This window comes from Cyanobium sp. ATX 6F1, assembly GCF_024346315.1.
In the GTDB taxonomy this organism is placed as follows: domain Bacteria; phylum Cyanobacteriota; class Cyanobacteriia; order PCC-6307; family Cyanobiaceae; genus ATX-6F1.
In genome coordinates this window covers 1-25,345 of record NZ_JAGQCS010000012.1, presented here as the reverse complement: position 1 = coordinate 25,345, position 25,345 = coordinate 1, and the positions used below count along the sequence as shown (strand labels likewise).

Annotated in this window: 24 protein-coding genes and 1 tRNA gene; 12 read left to right on the top strand and 13 right to left on the bottom strand. The window is 67.8% G+C overall.

Features of this window, described 5'->3' with window-relative positions; genetic code table 11:
• Positions 1 to 22: 22 nt before the first annotated feature.
• The 3 genes from KBZ13_RS14350 to queC are packed head-to-tail and all read right to left on the bottom strand — an operon-like array spanning position 23 to position 2,927.
• A complete protein-coding gene (locus KBZ13_RS14350) occupies positions 23 to 877 on the bottom strand; it encodes an aminotransferase class IV (RefSeq protein WP_255010369.1) in 855 nt (284 codons plus the stop codon).
• The gene (locus KBZ13_RS14345; protein WP_255010367.1) at positions 874 to 2,235 is read right to left on the bottom strand and encodes an anthranilate synthase component I family protein; all 1,362 of its coding nucleotides are present in this window, start codon (positions 2,233 to 2,235) and stop codon (positions 874 to 876) included. The genes KBZ13_RS14350 and KBZ13_RS14345 overlap by 4 nt, the downstream gene beginning before the upstream one ends.
• Positions 2,232 to 2,927, bottom strand: coding sequence for a 7-cyano-7-deazaguanine synthase QueC (gene queC, locus KBZ13_RS14340; RefSeq protein ID WP_255010365.1), 696 nt, complete (start codon positions 2,925 to 2,927; stop codon positions 2,232 to 2,234). Before queC ends, KBZ13_RS14345 begins: the two co-directional genes overlap by 4 nt.
• 52 nt (positions 2,928 to 2,979) lie before the next feature.
• Between queC and KBZ13_RS14335 the strand changes: the two genes are divergently transcribed.
• Positions 2,980 to 3,507: an ecotin gene (locus tag KBZ13_RS14335; RefSeq protein ID WP_255010363.1), complete on the top strand. Its 528-nt coding sequence runs from the start codon at positions 2,980 to 2,982 to the stop codon at positions 3,505 to 3,507.
• A gap of 31 nt (positions 3,508 to 3,538) precedes the next feature.
• Here the strand turns inward: KBZ13_RS14335 and KBZ13_RS14330 are convergent, their stop codons facing one another.
• Entirely contained in the window at positions 3,539 to 4,207 is a 669-nt protein-coding gene (locus KBZ13_RS14330) for a 7-carboxy-7-deazaguanine synthase QueE (RefSeq protein WP_255010361.1), read from the bottom strand.
• Between the two features lie 116 nt (positions 4,208 to 4,323).
• Between KBZ13_RS14330 and KBZ13_RS14325 the strand changes: the two genes are divergently transcribed.
• From KBZ13_RS14325 to KBZ13_RS14315, 3 genes are read left to right on the top strand one after another with little or no spacing between them, the layout of a single operon-like run.
• Complete coding sequence (locus KBZ13_RS14325) at positions 4,324 to 5,094, top strand: peptidylprolyl isomerase (protein WP_255010359.1); 771 nt, start codon at positions 4,324 to 4,326, stop codon at positions 5,092 to 5,094.
• Positions 5,091 to 8,042 carry an ABC transporter transmembrane domain-containing protein gene (locus KBZ13_RS14320; protein WP_255010357.1) on the top strand — a complete coding sequence of 984 codons (2,952 nt, stop codon included), beginning with the start codon at positions 5,091 to 5,093 and terminating at the stop codon, positions 8,040 to 8,042. Before KBZ13_RS14325 ends, KBZ13_RS14320 begins: the two co-directional genes overlap by 4 nt.
• Positions 8,042 to 9,205: an HlyD family secretion protein gene (locus tag KBZ13_RS14315; RefSeq protein ID WP_255010354.1), complete on the top strand. Its 1,164-nt coding sequence runs from the start codon at positions 8,042 to 8,044 to the stop codon at positions 9,203 to 9,205. Before KBZ13_RS14320 ends, KBZ13_RS14315 begins: the two co-directional genes overlap by 1 nt.
• A 16-nt stretch (positions 9,206 to 9,221) precedes the next feature.
• On the opposite strand, the gene KBZ13_RS14310 is transcribed toward KBZ13_RS14315, so the two are convergent.
• The 4 genes from KBZ13_RS14310 to gcvT are packed head-to-tail and all read right to left on the bottom strand — an operon-like array spanning position 9,222 to position 14,458.
• A complete protein-coding gene (locus KBZ13_RS14310) occupies positions 9,222 to 10,901 on the bottom strand; it encodes a CTP synthase (protein ID WP_255010352.1) in 1,680 nt (559 codons plus the stop codon).
• Between the two features lie 35 nt (positions 10,902 to 10,936).
• The gene (locus KBZ13_RS14305) at positions 10,937 to 11,434 is read right to left on the bottom strand and encodes a Dps family protein (protein WP_255010349.1); all 498 of its coding nucleotides are present in this window, start codon (positions 11,432 to 11,434) and stop codon (positions 10,937 to 10,939) included.
• Positions 11,435 to 11,462: 28 nt separating this feature from the next.
• The gene (gene aspS / locus KBZ13_RS14300; RefSeq protein ID WP_255010347.1) at positions 11,463 to 13,283 is read right to left on the bottom strand and encodes an aspartate--tRNA ligase; all 1,821 of its coding nucleotides are present in this window, start codon (positions 13,281 to 13,283) and stop codon (positions 11,463 to 11,465) included.
• A 38-nt stretch (positions 13,284 to 13,321) separates the two neighbouring features.
• Positions 13,322 to 14,458 carry a glycine cleavage system aminomethyltransferase GcvT gene (gcvT, locus tag KBZ13_RS14295; protein WP_255010345.1) on the bottom strand — a complete coding sequence of 379 codons (1,137 nt, stop codon included), beginning with the start codon at positions 14,456 to 14,458 and terminating at the stop codon, positions 13,322 to 13,324.
• A gap of 154 nt (positions 14,459 to 14,612) precedes the next feature.
• Between gcvT and KBZ13_RS14290 the strand changes: the two genes are divergently transcribed.
• Entirely contained in the window at positions 14,613 to 14,873 is a 261-nt protein-coding gene (locus tag KBZ13_RS14290; RefSeq protein WP_255010343.1) for a hypothetical protein, read from the top strand.
• Between the two features lie 108 nt (positions 14,874 to 14,981).
• Positions 14,982 to 15,380 (top strand): cyclic nucleotide-binding domain-containing protein, encoded by a 399-nt coding sequence (locus KBZ13_RS14285; RefSeq protein WP_255010341.1) that lies wholly within the window; start codon positions 14,982 to 14,984, stop codon positions 15,378 to 15,380.
• Here the strand turns inward: KBZ13_RS14285 and speB are convergent.
• Genes speB through KBZ13_RS14260 form a run of 5 tightly spaced genes read right to left on the bottom strand, consistent with a single transcriptional unit; the run spans position 15,374 to position 18,883 of the window.
• Positions 15,374 to 16,243 carry an agmatinase gene (gene speB, locus KBZ13_RS14280; RefSeq protein WP_255010339.1) on the bottom strand — a complete coding sequence of 290 codons (870 nt, stop codon included), beginning with the start codon at positions 16,241 to 16,243 and terminating at the stop codon, positions 15,374 to 15,376. The genes KBZ13_RS14285 and speB overlap by 7 nt on opposite strands.
• Positions 16,240 to 17,091 carry a polyamine aminopropyltransferase gene (gene speE, locus KBZ13_RS14275; protein ID WP_255010439.1) on the bottom strand — a complete coding sequence of 284 codons (852 nt, stop codon included), beginning with the start codon at positions 17,089 to 17,091 and terminating at the stop codon, positions 16,240 to 16,242. Before speE ends, speB begins: the two co-directional genes overlap by 4 nt.
• 57 nt (positions 17,092 to 17,148) lie before the next feature.
• Entirely contained in the window at positions 17,149 to 18,000 is an 852-nt protein-coding gene (gene mazG, locus KBZ13_RS14270) for a nucleoside triphosphate pyrophosphohydrolase (protein ID WP_255010337.1), read from the bottom strand.
• Positions 18,001 to 18,034: 34 nt separating this feature from the next.
• A complete protein-coding gene (locus tag KBZ13_RS14265; RefSeq protein WP_255010335.1) occupies positions 18,035 to 18,616 on the bottom strand; it encodes a metal-binding protein in 582 nt (193 codons plus the stop codon).
• A 3-nt stretch (positions 18,617 to 18,619) separates the two neighbouring features.
• Positions 18,620 to 18,883, bottom strand: a complete 264-nt coding sequence (locus tag KBZ13_RS14260) for a hypothetical protein (protein WP_255010332.1) — start codon at positions 18,881 to 18,883, stop codon at positions 18,620 to 18,622.
• A gap of 371 nt (positions 18,884 to 19,254) precedes the next feature.
• On the opposite strand from KBZ13_RS14260, the gene coxB reads away from it, so the two are divergent.
• The 6 genes from coxB (at position 19,255) to KBZ13_RS14230 (ending at position 25,293) form a co-directional block, all read left to right on the top strand.
• On the top strand, positions 19,255 to 20,040 hold the full coding sequence (gene coxB, locus KBZ13_RS14255) for a cytochrome c oxidase subunit II (RefSeq protein ID WP_255010329.1): 786 nt from the start codon (positions 19,255 to 19,257) through the stop codon (positions 20,038 to 20,040).
• Between the two features lie 14 nt (positions 20,041 to 20,054).
• Positions 20,055 to 21,680, top strand: a complete 1,626-nt coding sequence (gene ctaD, locus KBZ13_RS14250; protein ID WP_255010328.1) for a cytochrome c oxidase subunit I — start codon at positions 20,055 to 20,057, stop codon at positions 21,678 to 21,680.
• Positions 21,677 to 22,282 (top strand): heme-copper oxidase subunit III, encoded by a 606-nt coding sequence (locus KBZ13_RS14245; RefSeq protein WP_255010326.1) that lies wholly within the window; start codon positions 21,677 to 21,679, stop codon positions 22,280 to 22,282. Before ctaD ends, KBZ13_RS14245 begins: the two co-directional genes overlap by 4 nt.
• Before the next feature lie 56 nt (positions 22,283 to 22,338).
• Positions 22,339 to 22,410: transfer RNA gene (locus KBZ13_RS14240), tRNA-Val, on the top strand.
• Positions 22,411 to 22,576: 166 nt separating this feature from the next.
• On the top strand, positions 22,577 to 23,818 hold the full coding sequence (locus tag KBZ13_RS14235; RefSeq protein ID WP_255010324.1) for a hypothetical protein: 1,242 nt from the start codon (positions 22,577 to 22,579) through the stop codon (positions 23,816 to 23,818).
• A gap of 1,106 nt (positions 23,819 to 24,924) precedes the next feature.
• The gene (locus KBZ13_RS14230; RefSeq protein ID WP_255010322.1) at positions 24,925 to 25,293 is read left to right on the top strand and encodes a hypothetical protein; all 369 of its coding nucleotides are present in this window, start codon (positions 24,925 to 24,927) and stop codon (positions 25,291 to 25,293) included.
• The last annotated feature ends 52 nt before the right edge of the window (positions 25,294 to 25,345 follow it).

Here is a 25,345-nt window from a genome sequence, read left to right as displayed (position 1 = left end):
CCCAGCTCAAGCCGTTGTGGAGTTACGACAACTGACGCCAGAAGGTCTCGGCCTCCGTGGGGCTGAGAAACGCCATGGGTGCCCCATCGACGGCCGTGATCGGCCGGCAGCCGAGGCTGTTGATCAGCAGCGCGGCTTCGGCGCCCACCAGGTCCTCGGCGTTCAGTTCGCCCTCCCTGGCCAGCCCCAGGGCCAGGGCCCGGCCGCGCATCACCCCCGGTAGGCAGCCGCTGGCCAGGGGTGGCGTCCACCAGCCTCCGTTGCGCCGGACCAGCAGGTTGGCGGCGGTGCCGCAGCAGAGCCCACCGGCCGTGCTGAGCAACAGGGCGTCCTCGGCGCCGGCTGAGCGCGCTTCACGGCGGGCCTGGATCGCGGGCCCATAGGCAAAGGTCTTGCAACCGCTCAGCTGGCTTGAGGCGTTACGGCGCTCCAGGCGACTGATCAGTACCGATACCGGCTGGAAGCAAGCCGCGCCGGGGCTGAATTGCAGCCAGAAGCGATGGCCGGCAGCGGGTGATGGTGTGGCGCCGATGCTGGGTAAATCAATCCCCCGCCCGGCGGCCGCCCCCCGGCTCCAGTTGAGCCGCAGGGCACCATCGCCCTGGCCGCAGCGGCCCACGGCTTCCGATAGCAGCGCCCGCACCGCGGCGCTGGCCGGTGGCGCTGCCATCGCCAGCAGGGCGGCGGCGCGATCCCAGCGCTCCAGGTGCTCCGCCAGCAGCAGGGCCTGGCCGTTCTCCACCCGCACCGTTTCAAACAGGCCATCGGCCAGGCCCAGGCCCCGGTCATCCAGTGGCAGGCTCAGGGCGCCGGGCGCCCCCCAAAGGCCCGATTGGGGACCGCCAGCGGGATCGCCGATCCAGGCGATCGCGTTCATGTCAGGGCCTCCAGCAGCGGCTGGATCTTCCAGCCCATTTCCTCGGCCTCCCCGGCCGGATCGGAGTCGGCGACGATGCCGCAGCCGGCATGCACCCGCAGTTGGCGGCCGTTGATCAGCAGGCTGCGGATCAGGATGTTGCCATCGAAGGCGCCGCCAGGGGCCAGGTGAAACAGGCTGCCGCAATAGGGGCCCCGGGGCACGGGCTCCAGCGCGTTCAGACGCCGGCAGGCCCGCACCTTGGGGGCGCCACTGATCGAGCCCCCGGGCCAGCAGGCCCGCAGCAGATCCACCACCCCCAGCCCCGGCCGCAGCCGCCCCTCCACCACCGAGGTGAGGTGATGCACCTGGCGGTAGCTCTCCAGCCCCACCAGCTGGGGCACGCTGATGCTCCCCGCCACACACACCCGCCCAAGGTCATTGCGCAGCAGATCCACGATCATCACGTTCTCGGCACGGTCCTTGGGGCTGGTGATCAGTTCGGCGGCCTCGCGGGCATCGGCCTCGGGGTCGGCCCGGCGGGGGCGGGTGCCTTTGATCGGCCGGGTTTCCACCTGGCCATCGGCGCTCAGCCGCAGGAAGCGCTCAGGCGAGGCGGAGAGCACCGCTTCCCCTTGGGCCGCGCCATTGGCGATCGCCAGGCCCGAGAACGGCGCCGGGCAGGCGCGGCGCAGGCGCCCGTAGAGGGCCAGCAGGTCGGTTTCCGCCGCCAGGGTGGTCTCGCAGCAGGCCGTGAGGTTGGCCTGGAACAGATCCCCGGCGGCGATCCAGGCCTGGAGCTGCTCCACCTGGGCCGCGAAGCCGCCGGCGTCGGTGTGCCAGTGCCAGGTGGAGATCGGGATCGCTGCCGGATCGCCGGCGGTGGGCGCCCCGGCGCCCTCCGGGAGGGCCTCCACCACGGCGGCGATCGTCGCCAGCCGCTCGGTTCCGCAGCCCTCCAGCCAGAGCTGCCGCTCCTTCAGGTTGATGTGCAGCAGGTGGTCGTAGCGGCCGGCCCAGAGGGTGGCCATCGCCGGGCGCTGCCAGTGGTCACCGGCTTCCACCCAGGCCCCCGCCTCGTAACCCAGCCAGCCGAGCCAATCGCCCCCCTGGGCCTCCATGCGTTCGAGGGCCGCGAATGGATCGTGGGCACCGGGCTCCCCCGGCAGCCCCCGGCAGCAGAGGGTCTCCAACGGAGCCACCGCCAGAATGCTGCGCGCACTCAGGCCCGCCCCGAACGGTTCGGCTCCGCCTCCCGCCGCTGCCGGCCCAGCTGGGGACCCATCGCCATCGAGCCACACCAGCCCGTCCTGGCCGAAGGCCGCCGCCAGGGCCAGCGCCACCGCCCAGGGGTCCCGCCAGGGCAGCTCCCGCCTCACGGCCGGTGGCTGGCCAGATCGGGCCGCCCGGCTTCGATCAGGGCCGCGTCGCGAATGCGGCAGCTGTCGCAGCGGCCGCAGGGGAGCTCGCCGCCGGCGTAGCAGCTCCAGGTGACCTCGATCGGAACCCCGAGCCGTAGGGCCTGGCGCACGATCTCGGTCTTGCTCCAGTGAATCAGGGGGGCCCAGAGCCGGGCACCGTGTCCGGCGCGGCCCGCCCTGGTGGCCAGATCGGCCAGGGTCTGGAAGGCGTCGAGGTAGTCGGGCCGGCAATCGGGGTAGCCGGAGTAGTCGATCGCGTTGACCCCCAGCACCAGCCGCGTGGCCCCGCGCGCTTCCGCCAGGCTCAGCCCCAGGGCGATGAACACGGTGTTGCGGCCAGGCACGTAGGTGGAGGGGATCACCCCGTCGGCGACCCCATCGCTGGGCACCGCCAGGGCGGCATCGGTGAGCGAGGAGCCGCCCCAGGCCGCCAGGTTCACAGCAATGGTGTGGTGCTCCGCCAGACCCAGGCGCTCGGCCAGGGCCCGGGCGGCCTCCAGTTCGCGGCGGTGGCGCTGGCCGTAGTCGAAGGACAGCCCGATCACCCGCTGCCCCGCCTCGATCGCCAGGGCCGTGGCGGTGGCCGAATCGAGGCCGCCCGAGAGCAGGGCCACGGCTGTGGCGCCGGAGGCTGGAAACGCGGAGGCCAACGGCGCTGGGGCTGGCGGCGGCCATGATCATGGCAGTTGGATTCCAGGATCGATGGGACAGGTGCGCGTCAGGGCTGGGCTGGTGGTGGCCCTTGGGGCGGCCTTTGCCGCGGCCTCGCTGCCGGCCCGGGCGATCCCCCGGCTCGATCTCAAGCCCTATCCGGCCCCGGCGGCCGATGAGCTGCGCTGGGTGATCCAGTTGCCGGGCCTGCTCCCCCCCACCAGGGACCCCTCCTTTTCTGCGGATCCAGCCGACTGGCGGGTGCAGCTGATCGCTGGCAAGACCCTGCCACTCGACTGCAACCAGCACCGCCTCGGCGGCAAGCTCAAGCCCGAGACGATCCCCGGCTGGGGTTACACCCTGTTCCGGCTCACGGAGGTGGGCCCGATGCTCTCCACCCGCAAGGCCTGCCCCCCCGGGGAGCCCCTCAGGCCCCAGTTCGTGAGCGCCGGCAGCAAGCCCTTCGTGGTGCCCTACAACGCCAGCCTGCCGGTCGTGGTCTACACCCCGAAGGGCTACGAGCTGCGCTGGCGGATCTGGAAGGCGGAAAAGGAGACCCGCCGCGCCCAGGAGATCTGAGGCAGCAGCGGGGCCGTCAGGTCGGGGCCGCTCAGCGCACGTTCAGCCACTTGTGGCTCTGCAGGCTGAGGCGCCAGGTGGGATGGCGGCGCACGTGCTCGATCGCCAGGGCCGCGCCTTCGGGGCACCCCCAGCCCGGTTGCAGCAGCAGCTGCGCTCTGGAGGCAGCGGCGCCAGGGCCCTGCGCATCAGAGCCGCGAGCGTCCTGGGCGGCGGCGGCCATCGCTTCGGCAAAGACCAGATCCTCCGGGCCGTGGATCACCACCTTGAGCTCGTCGCAGGCGGCGAGCAGTTCCCTGGTGGGGGGCTGGTGGGGCTTGGGGGAGAGGCAGATCCAGTCGAAATGGCCGCTGAGCTGATCGACGCCGCTGGTCTCCAGGTGCAGGGGCAGGGGGACCTCTGCGCCGCCCCGGGCGGCCCGCAGGGCGGCGCAGAGGTTGGTGAGGTCATGGTGCAGGGGCTCACCGCCGGTGATCACCACAAAGGCCGCGCCCGTGGCGGCGGCGGCTTCGGCTTCAGCAGCCAGGGCACCAACGGTTCGTCGGGGATGGACCGCCTCGGGCCAGGAATGCTTGGTGTCACACCAGTGGCAGCCCACCCGGCAGCCCCCCAGCCGAATGAAGAAGGCGCTGCGGCCAGCGTGGAGGCCCTCCCCCTGCAGGGAGTGGAAGGTTTCAACGACGGGAAGGTCGAGAGCCATGGGCCGCTCCACGTGGCCTCGTGCACGCTCAATGTGGAACCCTAAGCAACCCATCCGTCAACAACGGTCCGCACCACCGCCCGCCCATAGCCTTGGTTGATTCGCGCCTTGGTCGTTTGCCTTCCGACCCGTGGCTGACCCCCGCCGTGGTGTCACAGCTGGCCCGCCACAATCTGCTCCGGCCACTGCTCAAGCAGCAGGTGCTCGCCGAGCTGGCGGCGGGCTTTCCCCTGCAGGAGCAGGAGCGGCAGGAACGCTTCGAGGCCGTGCGGCGGGAGCGGGGCCTGGAGCAGCCTGAGGCCCTGGCCCGCTTCCTGGCCGCCAACCTGCTCAGTGAGGAGGATCTGCGCGCCCTGGCCGAGCAACCCCTGCAACTGCAGCGGGCCATGGAGGCACGTTTCCTGGCCCGGGCGGGAGCTCGCTTCTTGAGCCGCAAGCCCCAGCTCGATCGCATCGTCTACAGCCTGCTGCGCGTGCGGGATGCGGGGCTGGCCCGGGAGCTCTACCTGCGCATCGCCGAGGGCGAGGCCGAGTTCAGTGAGCTGGCGGCCCGCTATGCCGAGGGCCCGGAGAAGGAGTCCCGCGGCATCGTCGGCCCCGTTCCCCTGTCCCAGGCCCACCCCCAGTTGCTGGAGCGACTGCGCACGGCTGCGGTGGGGGCGCTGCTGGAGCCGTTCCATGTGGAGACCTGGTGGCTGGTGGTGCGCCTCGAGAGCCAGACCGACGCCAGCCTCGATGAGGCCACCCGCCGGCAGATGGCCGCTGAACTGCTGGAGGAATGGGTGGAGGAGCAGGTGGTTGAGCGGCTGGCCGGGCTGGCCCGGGAGCAGCCGGGTGAACCTGGGTTGGCCCCGCCCCAGCCGGGCGCTGCCCCGGTGGGCCGATGAGCGCGGCCCCCTCCCTGGCGGCCCTGCTGGGCCATCCCGCCTTCGCGCGGCTTTCCTCCGCCGGCCGCGCCCTTCTGGAGGGCCAGGCCCGGCTCAATCGCTACGCCCTCGGCCAGTCCCTCTCCAGCGCTGCGCTGATCCCGAGCGAGATCCTGCTGCTGCTGGAGGGAGAGGCGCGGCTGCTGGTGCGCGAGGGCGGCCGCCTGCTCACGCTCACGAAGCTGCGCCCCGGCGAGTTTGTCGGCCTGGCCTCGCTGCTGCGGGCGAGCCCCTGCGAGGAGGTCAGCGCCGCCGAGCCCGTGGCCGCCGCCGCCCTGGGCGATGCCCTGGTGCTGCAGTTGCTGCAGAGCGAACCCAGCTTTGCGGCCTGGTGCGCCGCCCAACTGTTCAGCGCCGAACTGGCGGCCCTGATCCAGGAGCTGCGCCGCCAGCATCCCCAGACCCACCTCACCCTGGTGGAGCAGTTCGAGCGGATCCGGCCCGAGGCCCGGCTGGTGGCCCCGAGCCAAGCGGTGCTGGAGCTGCTGGACGCCGATCAGGTGTTGCTGGTCTCCAGCAACAACATCGAGCGCCATCCGATCGGCAGCCGCCTGGAGCCCGCCGCCGGGGTGCCCCAGGCCCTGCCGCCGCTGCCGCCCCGGTTGATCGCCCTGCCGAGGGCCCTGGAGACGGAGATCGGGGCGGCGCCCGTTCTCGAGGCCGAGCTGCTGGATGGGGAAGGATCGGCCCTGGTGGCCGCCGGCTCCTCCGATCTCGCCGGTCCGCCCCTGGCCTCCGGCCTTGATCTGGGCCAACGGGATCGCCCCGTTTTCCGGCTGCTGCGCGGCAACGGCCCGTTGGAAGAAACCCTCGCCTGCTTCCAGATGCTGGCGGCGGAGCTGCGCTTGCCCTTCCGCCGCGACGCGATCGAGAAGATCCTGCGCGATGCCCTGCGCCGCGGCCAGACCCCCGATCTGCAGCTCTGCGGCAACCTGGCGGCGATGATGGGGCTGCATGTCAGCGGCGTGCGCGTGCCGGCCTCCCAGGGCACGCGGCTGATGACCCCGGCCCTGATCCCCTGGCAGGGGGGCTTCGCCCTGGTGCGCTTCAGCAACGCCCGCGGCCTGCTGCTGGCCTCGCCCCGGGAGGGCTGGGTGGAGCTGCCACCAGGCCGTCTTGCGGAGGTTTTCCCCGAGGGCATCGATCTGCTGCTGGTGGAGCGCAGCAACGCCACGCCGGAGCAGAAGTTCGGCTTCAGCTGGTTCTGGCCCGCCCTGAGCCGTTACCGCGGCCTCCTCTTCCAGGTGCTGCTGGCCTCGTTCGTCGTTCAGCTGTTCAGCCTGGCTAACCCCCTGCTGATCCAGGTGATCATCGACAAGGTGATCAACCAGCGCAGCCTCGACACCCTGCAGGTGCTCGGCATCGCCCTGGTGGTGGTCACCCTGATGGAAGGGGTGATCGGCTCGTTGCGCACCTTCCTGTTCACCGAAACCACCAACCGCCTCGACATGCGGCTCGGCGCCGAGGTGATCGATCACCTGCTGCGGCTGCCCCTGGGCTATTTCGACCGGCGCCCGGTGGGGGAACTGGGCACCCGGATCGCGGAGCTGGAGAAGATCCGCAATTTCCTCACCGGCCAGGCGCTCACCACCCTGCTGGATGCGGCCTTCTCCGTCATCTACATCGTGGTGATGGTGATCTACAGCTGGCTGCTGACGCTGATCGCCCTCTGCGTGGTGCCGATCCAGGTGCTGCTCACCGTGCTGGGGGCCCCCCTGTTCCGGCGCCAGTACCGCGACGCCGCCCAGGAGAACGCGCGCACCCAGAGCCACCTGGTGGAGGTGCTCAGCGGCATCCAGACCGTGAAGGCCCAGAACGTGGAGATGATCAGCCGCTGGAAATGGCAGGACCTCTACGCCAAGTACATCGCCCGAAGCTTCGAGAAAACGATCACCGGCACGGCCCTCAACGAGACCAGCCAGGTGCTCCAGAAGCTCTCCCAGCTGCTGGTGCTGTGGGTGGGCACCACCTTGGTGCTCAAGGGGGAGCTCACCTTGGGTCAACTGATCGCCTTCCGCATCATCAGCGGTTATGTCACCCAGCCGCTGCTGCGGCTCTCCTCGATCTGGCAGACGATCCAGGAGCTGAAGGTGTCCTTTGAGCGGTTGGCGGATGTGGTCGACACCCCGGAGGAATCCGACGACGCCGACAAGCAGAAGATCCCCCTGCCCCCGATCGATGGGGAGATCCGCTTCGATGATGTGAGCTTCAGCTTCCAGAGCGGCACCGCGTCGGTGCTCAGCCACATCGATCTGTCGATCCCCGCCGGCACCTTCGTGGGCGTGGTGGGTCAGAGCGGCAGCGGCAAGAGCACCCTCACCAAGCTGCTCTCACGTCTCTATTCCCCCCAGAGCGGCCGGATCCTGATCGATGGCCACGACATCGACAAAGTTGAGTTGTATTCCCTGCGTCGTCAGATCGGCATCGTGCCCCAGGATCCGCTGCTGTTCTCCGGCAGCGTGGCCGAGAACATCGCCCTCACCGACCCCGATGCCAGCAGCGACGCGATCGTGGCGGCGGCCCGGCTGGCCTGTGCCCACGACTTCATCATGGAATTGCCGGCCGGCTACAGCACCAACGTGGGCGAGAGAGGAGCAAGCCTCTCGGGGGGCCAGCGTCAGCGGATCGCCCTGGCCCGCACGCTGCTGAGCCGCCCCAAGCTGCTGGTGCTCGATGAGGCCACCAGTGCCCTGGATTACGCCACCGAGCGCCAGGTGTTCGACAACCTGATCGAGAACGTGAAGCACGCCACGGTGTTCTTCATCACGCACCGGCTCTCCACCATCCGCCGGGTGGATCGGATCGTGATGCTGCACCAGGGCTCCGTGGTGGAGAGCGGCACCCACGATGAACTGATGGCCCAACGGGGCCGCTACTACGCCCTGGTTCAGCAGCAGGAGGACAGCTGATGGCCCGCCCGAACAAACCCGGCGCCCTCGTACGCGCCGCCCAGAGCGCCATCGAACGGCGGGCGCAGAGCAGCCATGAGGAGCTGGCGCTGCAGCAGTCGCGCTTTCTGGCCCGCACCCTCACCTGGACCCTGATCGGTTGCACCGGCCTGGCGCTGGCCTGGCTGGCCTTGGCCAAGACCGAGGAGGTGGTGGTGGCCCCCGGCAAGTTGGAGCCGATCGGCAACGTCAAGATCGTGCAGATGCCCGTGGGTGGTGTGCTCGACAGGATGCTCGTCAAGGACGGCGAACGCGTGAAGAGTGGCCAGGTGCTGCTGCGCCTCGACAACGAGGCCACCCTCGATCGCCAGCGCAGCCTGATCCAGACCATCGCCGCCAAGGAAGAGCAGCTGCGGCTCAAGACCGTGGAGCTGGCCCGCTACCTCAACCTCAACGACACCGAACAGGGGGTGCTGGGCCGCAACCGCGACCTGGAGCAGGAGATCCTCGATCGCCTCGAAACTCTGCAGAAGCAGGGGGCCACGGCCGAACTCCAGTACCTGCAGCAGCGCAACAAGGTCAAGGAGGTGCAGGGCGAACTCGACAAGACCCGGGTGGATCGCCTGCGCCAGAGCGCAATCGTGGAGCAGGCGATCGAGCAGCTCAAGGGCGAACTGGCGGATCTGGGCAGCAAGCTCACCGAGCTGAGGGTGAACATCCGCTACCAGGACATCCGTTCTCCCGTGGACGGGGTGGTGTTCGACCTCAAGCCCACGGGTCCCGGCTTCGTGGCCCAGGGCAGCGAACCGATCATGAAGATCGTGCCCTACGCCAACCTGCTGGCCAAGGTGGAGATCCCCAGCAACAAGATCGGCTTCGTGCGCGTCGGCAAGCCGGCGGAGATCAGCATCGACTCCTTCCCCTCCTCCGATTTCGGCGTGATCGAGGGAACGGTCAAGGAAATCGGCTCCGATGCCCTGCCCCCCGACCAGCTCAAGCAGACCTACCGCTTCCCGGCCCAGATCCAGCTCTCAAGACAAACCTTGAAGCTCAAGAGCGGCCAGCTGTTGCCGTTGCAGGTGGGCATGTCGCTGACCGCGAACATCAAGCTGCGCAAGGTGACCTACCTGCAGCTGTTGCTCTCCGACTTCAAGGACAAGACCGATTCGCTCAAGAAGATTTAGGCCTCAGCCCTCACCCTCAGCCGCTGAGCGCCGTGCCGCTGCGCGAGAACGCCTCCTCCGGTGAGGAGGGCAGCCGTTGCTGGGCGGCCTCGATCAGCCCCCGGAACAGGGGGTGGGGCCGGCCGGGGCGGGAGAGGAATTCCGGGTGGTACTGGCAGGCGGTGAAGAAGGGGTGGTTCTTGAGTTCGATCAACTCCACCAGGCGCCCATCGGGGGAGGTGCCGCTGATCTCGTAGCCCGATTCCAGAAACAGGCTGCGGTAGGCGTTGTTGAACTCGTAGCGGTGGCGGTGGCGCTCGTAGACCACCTGTTCGCCGTAGAGGGATTGCCCCAGGGTGCCGGGCACCAGCCGGCAGGGGTAGACCCCCAGGCGCATGGTGCCGCCCCGATCCACCACGTCCTGCTGTTCGGGCAGCAGGTGGATCACCGGATGGGGGCTCTCGGGGTCGAGCTCGGCGCTGGTGGCCCCCTCCAGGCCCGCCTGGTTGCGCGCCCACTCGATCACGGCGCACTGCATCCCCAGGCAGAGCCCCAGGAACGGCACCCGCTGCTCCCGGGCCCAGCGGATCGCCGCCACCTTGCCATCGACGCCGCGGTGGCCGAAACCGCCCGGCACCACCACCGCATCCATGCCCCGAAGCAGGGTGTCGGCGCCCTGGGTTTCGATCTGCTCGGCGCAGATCCAGTGCAGGTTCAGCGAGGCGTCGCGCTCGAGGCAGGCGTGGCGCAGGGCTTCGACCACCGAAAGGTAGGCGTCGTTGAGTTGGACGTATTTGCCCACCAGGGCCACCTTCACCTCCGGGCCGGGGTTGCGCAGCTTGCGCACCAGCTCGGCCCAGCGGGCCATGTCGCTCTCGTGGTCTTCGAGCCCCAGCACGTCCAGCACCTGGCGGCAGAGGCCCTCGCGCTCCATGGCCAGGGGAACGGCGTAGATGCTGTCGGCGTCGAGGGCCTGGATCACGGCGTCGGTGGACACGCCGCAGAAGCCGCCGATCTTGGCCTTGAGCTCGCTGGTGATCGCGCGGTCGCTGCGGCAGACCAGCACATCGGGCTGGATGCCGATCGAGCGCAGCTCCTTGACCGAGTGCTGGGTGGGCTTGGTCTTGAGTTCGCCCGAGGTGCCGATGAACGGCAGCAGGGTGACGTGCACGTAGGCGATGTCGTGGCGTCCCACATCACCGCGGAATTCCCGGATCGCCTCGAGAAACGGAAGCGATTCGATGTCTCCGACGGTGCCGCCGATCTCGGTGATCACCACATCGGCGCCGCTGTTGGCCGCCACCCGGTGGATGCGCTCGCGGATCTCACCGGTGATGTGGGGGATCACCTGCACCGTGCCGCCGTTGTAGTCGCCGCGGCGCTCCTTGTTGATCACCGCCTGGTAGATCGAGCCGGTGGTCACGCTGTTGAGGCGCGACATGGCGGTGTCGGTGAAGCGCTCGTAGTGGCCCAGATCCAGGTCGGTCTCGGCGCCGTCCTGGGTGACGAACACCTCGCCGTGCTGGTAGGGGCTCATGGTGCCCGGATCCACGTTCAGGTAGGGATCGAGCTTGAGGATCGAGACGCTGTAACCCCGGGATTTCAGCAACCGGCCCAGGCTGGCGGCCACGATGCCCTTGCCGATGCTGGAGACCACCCCGCCGGTCACGAAGACGAACTTGGCGGCGTGGCTGCGGGCGGCGGCGGGGCTGGCCATGGGCACCTCAGGGACCACCCAATCTACGGGGGGTGTCAGCCCTCTAGCAGGCTGCGCAGCATCCAGGCGGTTTTCTCGTGGATCTGCAACCGTTGGGTGAGCAGATCGGCCGTGGGCTGGTCGTTGGCCTCAGCCGCGGTGGCGAACACGCCGCGGGCGGTACGCGCCACCGCCTCGTGGCCCTTCACCAGCTCGCGCACCATCTCCAGGGCGGCGGGCACACCTTCGGTTTCGCTGATCGAGGCCAGGGCCGCGAAGCGGGCGCCGCCGAAGGGGGCGGGAAAGCCCAGGGCGCGGATGCGCTCGGCGATCACATCCAGGGCGGTCCACAGCTCCGTGTACTGGTCCATGAACATCAGGTGGAGCGTGTTGAACATCGGCCCGGTGACGTTCCAGTGGAAGCCGTGGGTCTTGCCGTAGAGCACGTAGCTGTCCGCCAGCAGCCGGCCCAGCCCCTCGGCGATGGCCTGGCGCTGGGCCTCGGGGATGCCGATGTCGATCGAAGGGGCGGACAGGCTGGGGGCGTGGGCCATGGATGAAGGCTGGGCGCAGGGGCTCAGCCTATTGAGGATCCACCCAGGTGCTGGCCACATGCAGCTCCGCCAGCTGCTGGGGCGCGACGCCGGCGGGGGCGCCGGTGAGCAGGCAGCGGGCCTGCTGGGTCTTGGGGAAGGCGATCGTGTCGCGGATCGATTCTTCCCCGGCCAGCAGCATCACGATCCGATCGAGCCCGAAGGCCAGGCCGCCGTGGGGCGGGGCCCCCATGTCGAGGGCTTCGATCAGGAAGCCGAACTGACGCTCCGCCTCCTCCAAAGGCAGGCCGATGGTCTGCAGCACCTGGCGCTGCAGGGCGGAATCGTGGATGCGCAGGGAGCCGCCGCCGAGTTCGAGCCCGTTGAGCACCAGGTCGTAGGCCTGGGCGCGGGCGCCTGGCAGTCGCTCGGCCCAGGCGGCCGGATCGTTGCCCAGATCGCCTGAGTTGGGGGCGCAGAAGGGGTGGTGGAGGGCTTCGAGCCGGTGTTCGCCGGCGTTGAACTCGAACATCGGGAAATCCACCACCCAGAGGAAGTTCCAGGTGTCATTGGCGCGCCCTTCGGCCACCAGGCCCAGCTCCTTGGCCAGGAACTGGCGCACTCGATCGAGGGCCTTGTTCACCGTCGCGGTCTCGCCGGCGCCGAAGAGCAGCAGGGTGCCGGGCACCGCGCCCGTGCGGCGCAGCAGTTCGGCCTTGCCCGCTTCTGAGAGGTTGTCCTTGATGGCGCCGATGCTGTCGATCTCGCCGCCCTCGCGCACCCGGATGAAGGCCAGGCCGCCGGCGCCGGCGGCGGTGGCTTCAGCGAACACATCGCCGCCGGGCTTGATGCGCACGTTGCTGAGGGCCTCGTTGCCGCCGGGAATCGCGAGGCACTTCACGGCCCCGCCGGCGGCCACAGCGCCGGAGAACACCTTGAAGCCGCTCGTGGCCACGATGTCGCTCACGTTGGTGAGCTCCAGGCCGTAGCGGGTATCGGGCCGGTCGGTGCCGTAGCGCTCCATCGCTTCCGTCCAGGTGAGCCGCGGGAAGGGCCGGGGCAGCTCGATGCCCTTGACGGCCTTCCAGATCGCGGCGATCAGGCCCTCGTTGAGCGCCAGGATCTGCTCCTGGGTGGTGAAGCTCAGCTCGATGTCCAGTTGGGTGAATTCCGGCTGGCGATCGGCGCGCAGGTCTTCATCGCGGAAGCAGCGGGCCACCTGGTAGTAGCGCTCGAGGCCGCCCACCATCAGCAGCTGCTTGAACAGCTGGGGGGATTGGGGCAGGGCGAACCACTCGCCGCCGTTGACCCGCGAGGGCACCAGGTAGTCGCGGGCGCCTTCGGGGGTGGAGCGCGTGAGCACGGGGGTTTCCACCTCGATGAAGCCCTCGGCCTCCAGGTACTGGCGGGCGGTCTGGATGGTTTTGTGGCGCAGGCGCAGGTTGCCGTTCATGCGCTCGCGGCGCAGGTCCAGGTAGCGGTGACGCAGGCGCAGCTCCTCGCGCACGCTCTCGTCGTCGTGGACGGAGACCGCAAAGGGCAGGGTGCGCTTGACCGTGTTCAGCACGGTGATCGTTTCCGCCAGCACCTCCACTGCGCCGGTGGCGAGGCGCTCGTTGAGGGAGTCGGCCGGCCGCTGGCGCACCGTGCCCTGGATCTGCAGCACGAACTCGCTGCGCAGCTGCTCGGCGGCGGCGAAGGCACCATCCCCGCGATCCGGATCGACCGTGATCTGGACGGTGCCGCTGCGGTCGCGCAGGTCGATGAAGATCACCCCGCCGTGGTCCCGGCGCCGGTCGACCCAGCCGCAGAGCTGGACCGACTGGCCGGCGTCAGCGCTGCGCAGGTCACCGCATCCGTGGCTGCGCATGGGGGGGAGAGAGATGAATCAGGGATTTTCCCACGGCACTAGGCACGCCGATAAAAGGGCCGCTTCACCACCAGCGCCGGTTCGGACTTGCCGCGGATCTCCACCGCCAGTTCCGTGCCCACCTTGGCGGCCGCGGCCGGCACGTAGGCCAGGGCGATCGCTTCCCCCAGGGTTGGCGACCAGGTGCCGCTGGTGATCTCCCCCACCTCCTGGCCGCCCAGGAGCACCGGGTAGCCGTGGCGGGCGATGGCGCGGCCCGAGAGCTTGAGGCCCACCAGCCGGCGTCCCACCCCCTCGGCCGTCTGGCGCTCCAGGGCCTCGCGGCCGATGAAGGTGGCCGGCATCTCCAGGTGCACCAGCCAGCCCAGGGAGGCCTCGAGCGGGGTGGTGGTGGCGTCCATGTCGTTGCCGTAGAGGTGCATCGCCGCCTCCAGGCGCAGGGTGTCGCGGGCGCCCAGGCCGCAGGGGCTCACACCGCCTGCCAGCAGCTGCTGCCACAGGGCCAGGCCCGCCTCACGCCCCAGCAGCAGCTCGAAGCCGTCTTCGCCGGTGTAGCCCGTGCGCCCCACGAACACGGGCGCCCCCAGGGCGGCGCCGGTGGCCGTGCCCGCCAGGGCCAGCTCCCGGTGGCCGAAGCGCGGCAGGCCGGAGAGATCGGCCCCGCTGAGGGCCTCCAGGCGTCTGGCCGCCTCGGGCCCCTGCAGGGCCAGCAGCACCCCGTCGCCTTTGCGATCGGTGATCTCGAACCCCAGCGGTTCCAGCTGGCTGCGGATCCAGGCGGTGTCGGCGTCGGCGCAGGCGGCGTTGATCACCAGCACCAGCTCATCGGTTTCGCCTTCGGGGCCCGCCACCCGGCCGCGGTCGTAGACGATCAGATCGTCGCGGATGCCGCCCGCCTCGTTGAGCAGCACGCTGTAGCAGGCCTCGCTGGGGCCGATGCGGTGCAGATCGCTGGGCACCAGGGCCTGGAGGGCCTCCTTGACGCCGTCGCCGCGCAGGGTCAGCACACCCATGTGGGAGATGTCGAAGACGCCGCAGTGCTGGCGCACCGCCTGGTGCTCCTGGACCAGGCCGGCGAACTGCACCGCCATCTCCCAGCCGGCGAAGGGCACCAGGCGGCCGCCGGCGGCGCGGGCGGCCTCGAACAGGGGCGTGCGCTGCAGGGCGTCGGCCATGGCGGGGTCGGGCGCGGGGATGGGGCGGATCCTATGGAGGCCCCTGGCTGGATGGGGCCGGGCCCGAATCCGAAGACTTCCCGCAGGTTCGGTCCGCACACAGGTGTTGGGGAAGGCTTCTCATTAAGTTGAGTGACCAAAATTCTCCGCCTCAATGGGCAAGCGCCCCAGCTGCCGCAGTTGTCTCCATTGCGCCCCCCCCACGGCGGCGGGGATGGGCTGGTGCAAGCTGCGGCGCCTGGCGATCCATCCCGAGCTCAGTGGCGAGTTCTGGTGCCACCACTGGACACCCTTGCCGCCGCGGCTGCCTCTCACCGGCCAGGGTGGCGAGGGCACCAGCCTCACTGGCGCAGATTCGTCACCCCTTGGCGTCAGCCAGCAACTGGCGCTCACGCCGCTGCTGTTCGAGGGCTGAGACGGCTTGTCATCGATTCGGGGCCAGAAGGTGCTGATCGGCACTTGAAACGGCCTCAGCGGCTGTCAATGTGGGGGATCATCCAAATTTCGTTGCTGAGGTGGGTTATTGGTCACGCTGCTGGCAAGTTCGACTCCTGCTGAGCTCCTCGGCGCTCAGATCGACAGTGAGGTCCTCACGTTTCCCACGGCCACCCATGTCTTCACCCCCGGTGAATCGGCCGACTCCATCTATGCCGTGCGCCGTGGAATTGTCGAATTGATTGGTGATCAGGGCGACACGTTGTGTTATCGCCCCGGTGAACTGTTCAGTTATCAGGACATTGTCTGGAGTGAAGGCCCCTATCGCCACACGGCGGTGGCCCGAACGCCCGTTGAGTTGATCAGGCTCGACCGGCTGCGGTTCCTGAACCTGCTGCACAACCACCCCACCCTGGCGGTGCACCTGATCGCCCAGCAGCACGACCGTTTGCGCGAGCAGCGCACCAGCGGCACCTGCTGCTACTGATCCAGCAACAGCAACAGGCTTCGCACCACCTTGGCGGCCAGCACCGCGCTGACACCGCTGGGATCGAGCTGGGGTGCCAGCTCCACCACATCGGCGGCCACCAGCTGGTGATGGCGGAGTTCGTCCACCAGGGCCGCGAAGTGGTGCCAAAAGAAGCCACCGGGTTCGGGGGTGCCCGTGCCCGGCAGCACCGCCGGATCGAACCAGTCCAGATCCACCGTCAGGTACAAGGGCCGCCCGCGCAGGGGGGTGAGGGCAGCCACCAGGCCATCGAGGCCGATCAGGCGGCCGCTGCGGCGCAGTTCGCCGAACTCCTCGCGGGTGCCACTGCGGATCGCGATCTGCAGCAGGTCGCCGCTGGGCAGTACCTCCAGGCAGCGGCGCATGGCGCAGGCGTGGCTGTGGCGGGCCCCCAGCCACTGCTCGCGCAGGTCGGCGTGGGCATCGAGCTGCACCAGCACCAGCTCCGGGTGCCGTTCGGCCACCGCCGCCACGGCGCCGCTGCTGATCGAATGCTCTCCGCCCAGCATCAGGGGCTTGAGGCCAAGGCCCATCACCGCCCGGGTGGCGCGGCCCACGGCCTCCACCACGGGTTCGGGGGCTCCGTAGGGGATGTCAAGGGCGCCCAGATCGGCGATGGCGGCCTCCTCCAGGTCGAGGTCGAGCTGGGGGTCGTAGGTCTCCAGGCCGCTGCTCACCTCACGGATCGCCGCCGGCCCGAAGCGCGTGCCGGGGCGGAAGGAGGTGGTGCCGTCGTAGGGCACTCCGAACAGGCCGACGCGGCAGCCGGCGGGGTCCCGGCGGCTGGCCATGTAGATGGCGCCATCTGTGTCAAACAGCCCTTGATCAAATAGCTCACTCATCGTTTGAGCTCCCGCTCGATCGCCGCCGGCACCGCCGCGAAGGCGCCGCCCTGCCAGCGGGGGCTCCAGATCTCGCAGCCCGCCGCCACCGCTTCGGCCCGTTCCCGTTGGGGCGTGAGGTAGCGGGGGCCATCCACGGCGGCGAAGATCCAGCTCCACCAGCCGCTGGGGTACATGGGCACCCAGCCGTAGAGCGGATCGGCGTGGCCGAACACCTGCCGCAGCAGGCGCACGGTGTCGATGTGCACGGCGCGGAAGGCCTCGGGGGATTCGCTCTGGGTGGCGAACACGCCCCCGGGTCTGAGCAGGCGCCGGCAGTTCTGGAAGAAGGCTTCGTTGAACAGGCCTTCGGCGGGGCCGGCGGGGTCGGAGCCATCGACGATCACCACGTCGTAGCTGGCGTCTGGGGCCGCGGCCACCCAGGCGAGGCCATCGCCGATCGTGAGCTGGAAGCGGGGGTCATCCCAGGCCGTGGCCCCCAGGCTGGGCAGGTGCTCGCGGCAGAGCTCCACCACCAGCCCATCGATCTCCACCATGTCCAGCTGGCGCACGCCCCGGTGGCGCAGCACCTCGCGGGCGGTGCCCCCATCGCCGCCGCCGATCACCAGCACGTGCTCGATCGAGGCCGCCGAGGTGAGGGCCGGGTGCACCAGCGATTCGTGGTACTGGCGCTCCTGGCGCTCGGCGGTCATCCAGCAGCCATCGAGCAGCAGCGCCTTGCCATAGGGCTCGCTGTCGATCACGGTCACCCGCTGGAAGGGGCTGTGGGTGTCCACCAGCACCGTGGCCTTCATGCCGTAGCGGCAGCCGGCGTGGATCTCATCCACCCAGCCGTCGTTGGAGTCCATGGGGGGCTTGATCGGGTCTTCCCAGCTAAGCGGTTCGCCGTTGTCGTCCCGCACACCTCAGGGGCGGGCTTCCCCGGAGCAGCTCGCCTCCGCGCTGGTGGTCTCGGCGCGGATCGCGGCCTTGGCCTGCTGCCACAGGCCTTCGAGCCGCTCGATGCTCTGGCCCTCCAGCTCGCCCCCGAGGGCCTCCTCCACCCGGGCGAAGCGCGCCAGGAAGCGACGGTTGGTGCCGGCGAGGCCCTCCTCGGGATCCAGATCGCACCAGCGGGCCACGTTCACCAGGGTGAACAACAGATCCCCCAGCTCGCTCTGGGCGTGGGCCCGATCACCGCTGGCCACCGCCTCCCGCAGCTCCCCCAGCTCCTCCTCCACCTTCCCCCACACCCCTGCGATCGATTCCCACTCGAAGCCGGCCGCGGCGGCCTTTCTCGAGATGGTCATCGCCCCGCTCAGGGCCGACTGGCCGCGGACCTGCTCGCGCAGCCGATCGCTGAGGCTGCTCTCTGCGGCGCCGCGGGCGGCCCGCTCGGCCGCCTTGATCGCCTCCCAGGTGGCGGGGGAGCCGTTCTCCGGCTCGAACACGTGGGGATGACGCCGGATCAGCTTGGCGCTGATGCCCCGGGCCACCTGCGCCAGGTCAAAACGGCCCTCCTCTGAGGCGAGGCGGGCGTGCAGCACAACCTGCAGCAGCAGGTCCCCGAGCTCCTCGCACAGGTGCTCGTCGTCCCCGTGGCGGATGGCATCGGCCACCTCGTGGGCCTCCTCGAGCACGTAGGGGATCAGCGAGCTGTGGGTCTGCTTGAGGTCCCAGGGGCAGCCGCCTTCGGGATCGCGCAGCCGGTCCACCACGGCCACCAGCTCGGCGAGGGCGTCGGTGGTGGCGGTCTCAGGGGGAGGCGCGGCGCTCATGGCGGTGGTCTGGGATTGGGGCCCTCACGGGCGCTCACCTTCGCATCGATCGCTGGCGCCGCCGTCTCAACAGCCATCTGCGTCTCAACAGCGAGTTGCGTCTCAACAGCGAGTTACGCCTCAACAGCCGTGGCCGCTTGGGCATGGGATCGCCGTCCTGGAGCAGGTGCAGCCAGGCGCTGGCCTCCAGCCCCACCAAGGCGAGCAGCACCAGGGGCCGTTGCTGCCGCCAGAGCTGCTCAGCCGCCGCCAGGGCCCGGGCGGGGCCCATCAGACCCATGTGGACCAGCCCCAGGGGCTTCAGCAGCAGGCCCAGGGCCACCAGCACCGCCGACAGATAAAGCAACCGCCCGGCGGTGCCCACCAACGGCGTGTGGGAGAGGGAGGAGCGGTGGCGCAGCAGCTTGCGGTAGGGGAGCCAGAGCAGCGCCAGGGGGCCCCAGCGGCGGGTGGGGTTGGAGGGGGTGTCGAGGTCAGGGGAGAGCCAGAGGCCCCCCACCAGAAAGCTGACCAGGGCCGTGGCCGCCCCCGATGGGCCCAAGGCCGGCCACCAGAGCAGGGCGAAGGGCAGGCTGAGCCACAGGGTCAGGCGGTCGTGCTCGCGGCCGCTGGCCATGGATCAGGGCGCCTGGACCGGATCGGCCGACGGATCGAGGGCGATGTGGTTCAGCAGGGTTGTGGTGAAGGCGAACAGCAGGAAGGGCAGGGAGAGCACAAGGATCACGCCCACCACCACCAGGGCATAGATCGGGCTGCTCGCCCCCATCAGCGCCATGCCGGCCGCCAGGCTCACGAAGATGACCACCATCCAGATCATGATCTGGCCGTAGATGTCCCCGAAGGTGAGGGTGCAACGGAGCTGGTAGGCCTGGAGGCGGTCCATGGGGGATCAGTCGGGCTCGTCCTCAGCTAAGGCAGGCCGGGCCGGTTTGAATCAATCTGTCAACATCTGTTTCAGTGGATCGCCTGCTTAACCTCACCCCCATGCCACTGCTTCGGCCATGACCATCCACGATCTGGGCCAGCTGGTGATGCTGCTCCTTCCGGGCATGTTGCTGTCCGTGCTGGTGCTCTCCGCCTTCGCCGCCGGCGGTTGAGGGGGCGCCCCTGGACCTCGGCCCGGTTTCGATCCGTCCTTCAACACAAACCCCCCGGCGATCGCGCCAAAGGGTCCGCTTTCCATAATGTGAAAGCCGATTTGCCCGCCTGAGCTTGGTTTCCGTACGTTCGAGGGTGCTCGTCGTCGCCCTGGTCGTGGCGACCATCCTCATCGGCCTCTGGGTGGGAAGCGACCATTCGCTGTTGCCGGTGCAGGCCAGCCTCAACGCTCCGCTCTACGACCAGCTGTTTCAAGTGCTGTACAGCATCGGAACGATCCTGTTCCTGGGGGTCTTCGGGGTGCTGATCTACAGCATGGTCCGCTTTCGGCGCCGTGACGGTGATGTCAGCGATGGGGCGGCGATCGAGGGGAATCTGCCCCTGGAGATCGTCTGGACCGCCATTCCGGCTGTGGTCGTGTTGTTCGTCGGCCTCTACAGCTACAACATCTATGACCGCATGGGCGGCATGACCTCCCTCGGGGACCACGGCGGCATGCATTCGATGGAGGCCATGGCGACCATGGCGGCGCCACCCGAGGGCGAGGTCTGGGGGGGCATCGGCACCAGCGCCGGCGTGGCTCCTGCCACGACGGTGGATGTCACGGCGATGCAGTTCGCCTTCATCTTCAGCTACCCCTCCAGCAACATCATCAGCGGCGAGCTGCATGTGCCCGTGGGTCAGCCGGTGGAACTGCACATGAAGGCCAACGATGTGATCCATGCCTTCTGGGTGCCGCAGTTCCGCCTCAAGCAGGACATCATTCCGGGCCAGCCGACCGTGCTTGCCTTCACCCCCACCCGGGAAGGCACCTACCCGATCATCTGTGCTGAGCTGTGCGGGCCTTATCACGGCGGCATGCGCACGTCGGTGGTGGTGCACGGGCAAGATGCCTACGAGCAGTGGCTGAAGCAGAACAGCCCCGACCCCGTTGCCGCCTGAGGGAATCTCCAGCCATGACCACCACCACCTCCACCTCCCCATCCCCTGGGCTCTTCGACGGGCCGGAGCCTGAGGACTGGCGGCGTTACTTCGGCTTCAGCCTCGATCACAAGGTGATCGGTATTCAGTATCTGGTCACGAGCTTCTTTTTCTATCTCGTGGGCGGTGTCCTGGCGGGGATGATCCGCACCGAGCTGACCACTCCGATCTCTGACTTCCTCAGCCGTGAGGCCTACAACGAGGTGCTGACACTCCACGGCACGATCATGATCTTCCTGTGGATCGTTCCGGTGGTGAACGGGGCCTTCGGCAACTATCTGGTGCCCTTCTATGTGGGCGCCCGTGATATGGCCTTCCCCCGCCTCAATGCCATTGCCTTCTGGTTGATTCCGCCCGCCGGGGTGATGCTGATCACCAGCTACTTCATCGGTGGGGCGTCCCAGTCGGGTTGGACGGCCTATCCCCCCTTGAGCCTCACCACACCAGCGGCGGGGCAGCTGGTCTGGATCTTCAGCGTGATTCTGCTGGGGGGCAGCTCCATCCTCGGGGGCATCAATTTCATCGCCACGATCCTGAAGCTGCGCCGCCCAGGGCTGAAGCTCATGGAGTTACCAATGTATTGCTGGGCCATGCTGGGCACCAGCATTCTGGTGGTGCTGTCCACGCCGGTGCTGGCGGGCACCCTGATCCTTCTGGCCTTCGACATCGTGGCCCACACGGGCTTCTTCAACCCAGGCCAGGGCGGCAACGTGGTGGTGTATCAGCATCTGTTCTGGTTCTATTCCCACCCGGCGGTTTACATCATGGTGTTGCCGGCCTTCGGGCTCGTGAGCGAGATCCTGCCGGTGCATGCGCGCAAGCCTTTGTTTGGCTACACCACCATGGTGTATTCGATTCTGGCGATCGTGTTCCTGGGCCTGATCGTCTGGGCCCATCACATGTTCACCAGCGGCACGCCCCCCTGGATGCGGCTGTTCTTCACGATCGCCACCTCGTTCATTGCCGTGCCCACCGGCATCAAGTTCTTCAACTGGCTGGCGACGCTCTGGGGCGGAAGAATTGCCCTGAATTCCGCCATGCTCTTCGCCTGTGCCTTCATCGTCAATTTCGTGCTTGGCGGCATCACAGGCGTGGCCCTGGCCCAGGTGCCCTTCGACATCCACGTGCACGACACCTACTTCGTGGTCGCCCATTTCCATTACATCGTTTATGGCGGAACGGTCTTCGTGATCTTCAGCTCCATTTACCACTGGTATCCCAAGTTCACCGGCAAGATGCTGGACGAGCGCCTTGGCCTCGTGCATTTCGCCCTCACCTTCATCGGGTTCAATCTCTGCTTCGGTCCCCAGCACTGGCTGGGCATCAATGGCATGCCCAGGAGGGTGGCGGAATACGACCCGCAGTTCACCCTGTTGAACCAGATCAGCAGCGTCGGCGCCCTGCTGATGGCCCTGAGCACCCTGCCCTTCCTCTACAACGTCATCGCCAGCTACTTCAACGGCAAGGTGGCCGGAGATAATCCCTGGCGAGCGCTCACGAGCGAATGGCTCACCAGCTCTCCGCCCCCGGTGGAGAACTGGCACGGACCAGCTCCCCATGTGCGTCACCCCTACGGCTACGGAGCGGAGCCCCAACCATGACCACCCTTCCCTCCATCAGCCCCGAGCTGCAGGACTCGCCCGAGGCGCATGAGCACGAAGAGCACGGAGATTTCCGTCTGTTCGGCCTGGTGTTGTTCCTGGTGGCCGATGGCATGACCTTCGCCGGCATGTTCGCGGCTTACCTCACCTTCCGGGCCGTCAATCCCCTGCCCACCGGTGGGATCTACGAGCTCGAACTGCTGCTGCCCACGATCAACACGGTGTTGCTGGTGCTCAGCAGCTTCACCTTCCATCGATCCGCGAAGCTGCTGCGCGCCGAGAATTCAGCCGGCTGCCGCCTCTGGCTGATGATCACCGTGGCGCTCGGGGCGGCGTTCCTGGTGAGCCAGATGCGCGAGTACTTCACCCTCCCCTTCGGTCTCACCAGCAACCTGTATGCCAGCACCTTCTACGTGCTGACGGGCTTTCACGGCCTGCACGTCAGCCTTGGGGTGATGTTGATGCTGATTGTCTGGTGGCAGGCTCGTGAGGGTGGCTCGATCACCAGCCATGAGCACTTCGGCCTGGAGGCCGCCGAGCTCTACTGGCACTTCGTCGATGGCATCTGGGTGGTGTTGTTCGGGATCATCTACCTGCTCTAGGCCCCCCGGAGGAGCCGGGGCCGTTGGGGGAGCTGATCCCTCAGAATGGAACGATCGCCCGATTAGCTCAGCGGTAGAGCGCCTGCCTTACAAGCAGGATGTCGCTGGTTCGAAACCGGCATCGGGCATACCCCAAACCGCCTCCAGCACAAGGGTTTTGGCCACCAGGCCCAAGCCGCTGCACCCCCATGAACAGGCCCGCTAGAGCAGCTTTACGCTAGTTTTTACGCTAACAACGGCTCTCGCTGAGCTTGAGACATGTCAGCCGCAGCTCGAGCCCCCGTGCCTGCTTGGGTGAAGGAGTTGCGGTCGTTGGTGCGTCGTGAGCACGGTCGCGGATGGACGCTCGACCCGCAAAGCGGGAAGGTCAAGCTGACGCGTCGGCTACCCGACGGAGGACGCAGCAGTGTGGTCCTCGACTTGCCGTGGAGCAGCTCGAGCTCCACGGCGGTGCTGACGCGGCTTCAGGCCATCCATCAGATGGAAGATGTCGGGCTGAGCCTGGCCGACGCTGTTGAGCAGCTCACAGCCGGTGACCAAGCGTCGTCACCGGCTGAAGGGGCCACCAACTGGCCGGTACTGGTCGAGGCGTTTCGGAAGCACAAGAACGAGGACTCCGGCGAGATCAAGCTGAGCACCTGGGAGAGCATGTACCTCCCGGTGATGAATCAGCTTTTGGAGGTGATGGACCAGCGGCCGGCACCACGAGATGGCCCCGCAGTCCTTGCCACCTTGCGAGATGCCTACGGCGGTGCACCCGGCACCCAGGGCCGCCGCCAACGGATCCTTTATGCAGCCCAGTTCCTGCGGTACGCCGTCGACAAGCGGGGAGTTCCCAAGCGGTGGCTGCCACCACCGAGCTTGTCGGACTATATCGGCAAGCGGCTCACGCCCAAGCGAGATTCGACACCGCTCAAGAGCCCGGACATCGTCAGGCTCCTTGAAGGGATAGCTGATCCGCGCTGGCGGCTGGCCGTCGAGCTGCTGGTCTGCTTTGGGCTCAGGCCCGTGGAACTCAAGCACTGCTCCCCCGGTGCTGACGGTGCCTCGCTGAGGGTCAGCTACCGCAAGCGCACGAGCAGAGGCAGTACCAAGCCACGCCTTGCCCTGGGGCTCGATCCTGTTGGTCTTCCGGGTCTGACGGCAAGGGCCGTTGCGAAACTGGCTTCGGGAGAACCGGGACTACCGCCACTGGGGGCCACCGACGGCGAAACATCGAAAGCCCTGAGGGTCTATCTCGACCGCCGGCCGATCTGGCAAGAACTCAAACAGGAAGCGGCCGCCCGCGGAGAGAAGCTCACTCCGTACTCCCTCAGACACGGCTATGCCCTCCGAGCCCACCAGGATGGCGGCCTTACCGTGCGGGCCTCAGCTGATTCAATGGGCCATTCCGCGCTCACCCACAACAGTGCGTATGGGACCTGGTCCGACGTCGAGGTCCAGGAGGCTGCGTTCACCCAAGCCCGCGAGCGGATCGAGCAGCTGCAGCCCGAGGCGTCACCGCCAGCACCAGAGCGGCTGGCCCGCCGACGGTGATCGTGGCAGGAAGAAATCGGGGGGCACTGTCTGAAAAAGCACGTTCAGAGTGTACAGACCCAGTCAGGGAGCATGTTCTGTATAGCCCCGACTGGGCAGATCCTCTCTGTCGACACTCATTGGACCCGCCGATTGGGTGGCGGGCCACGCATCCCAGGATCCAACTGGGAACGCTGGGGATATAGCACCGAGATGATCAGCAAGAGGTCGGTCAACCGCACCTTCACCCCTATTGACCCCCCGCAAGAGCATGTGCAATGCTGATTCCAGTGTTTGGTGCTTCCTACTTCCAACCCGTCTTCCTGCTGCCCAACCGGGGGTTCCCGAAGCCGCAGCAGTTGAGCCCTCCAGCAGGGCTCTTGAAGCTGGCCAGAACCAACGATGTACCATAAGTGAGACAACCTGGTTCAGCCAGCGAGTCTCACCCTGGCCGACACTTGCTCGCGTACAACACAACCCACTACACAACCCACTACATAGCCCTCTACGTAACCCTCACGCCCAACCAATATTTTTACAACCCACACGTAACCAAAGCGAGTAGCCACATCAGTTCCATTGATGGCTACTAATGATTGCGAATCTGATCGACTCGAACTTTGGGGGCAACTCCGAAGATTCTCGCCTCACGGGAGGTCGACCTCCCCAGCGCGGAAGTACCCGGGGAGCTTTGACTCCTGCGGGTAAATCCAAACTCAAGCCCCAGGCTCAGCATCCAGAGCTGTGGCTGCGTACCGGCCAGGCGGCTATAGCCCTTGGCCTAAGCACGGACACGCTAAAGCGTCATGCCAAGGCAGGCGTGCTCAACGTAGGAGAGCACTTCCGGTACGGGCCTCACCGCAATTCGCCGATGGTCTGGCGGGTTGAACGCTGCCTGGCAGCCCTGAGTCATCGGGGGTTGTTGAGCCGCGGCACAAGAACTGGGGGGCAGAACTAACACCACCGCACGGAAGCTCTGTAGAGGCAAGGTGGTGGGAGTTCCTCCAACATTCCATTGCGGTGGCGGTGATGTTTCCCCGTGGGGTTGCATCATCCCAGCAACTTGGATGTCAATACCAACCAGTGCCAGCAGAGCATTTATACGTTTGAATCTATTTCTTCTAACCATGGACGACAAATTCGCCTCCGCTACACCTGACAACGGCAACAACACTGATCACGCCAGCCGGCCGATCGATCCTGGCGACCAGCCAGAGCCCGACACCATGGACTCCAGCACCGCAACGGCAGTGGCCGCCAGCAACGGCACCACGCCGCTTGTGGAGGAGCTCGGCTCTCCTGCCGCTGAGCAGCCCACCACCGGCACGGACACCACGTCTCCCAATGGATGCGCGGCAACCGAGGTGCCCTATGAGGTCGAAGGAAAGATCAGCGAGTTCAGGGTCCACGTCGATGCAGTTGCTAGGAGCCTGTTGCGCGTAGATCAGCGGCCGAGCTCTCCACAGACGCCCATAAATCTGCCCAGATCCCAGTGACAGCAATGGGTCTGGCCACCAGAATGGGGCATGCAGAAGCCCAAGTCCTTCC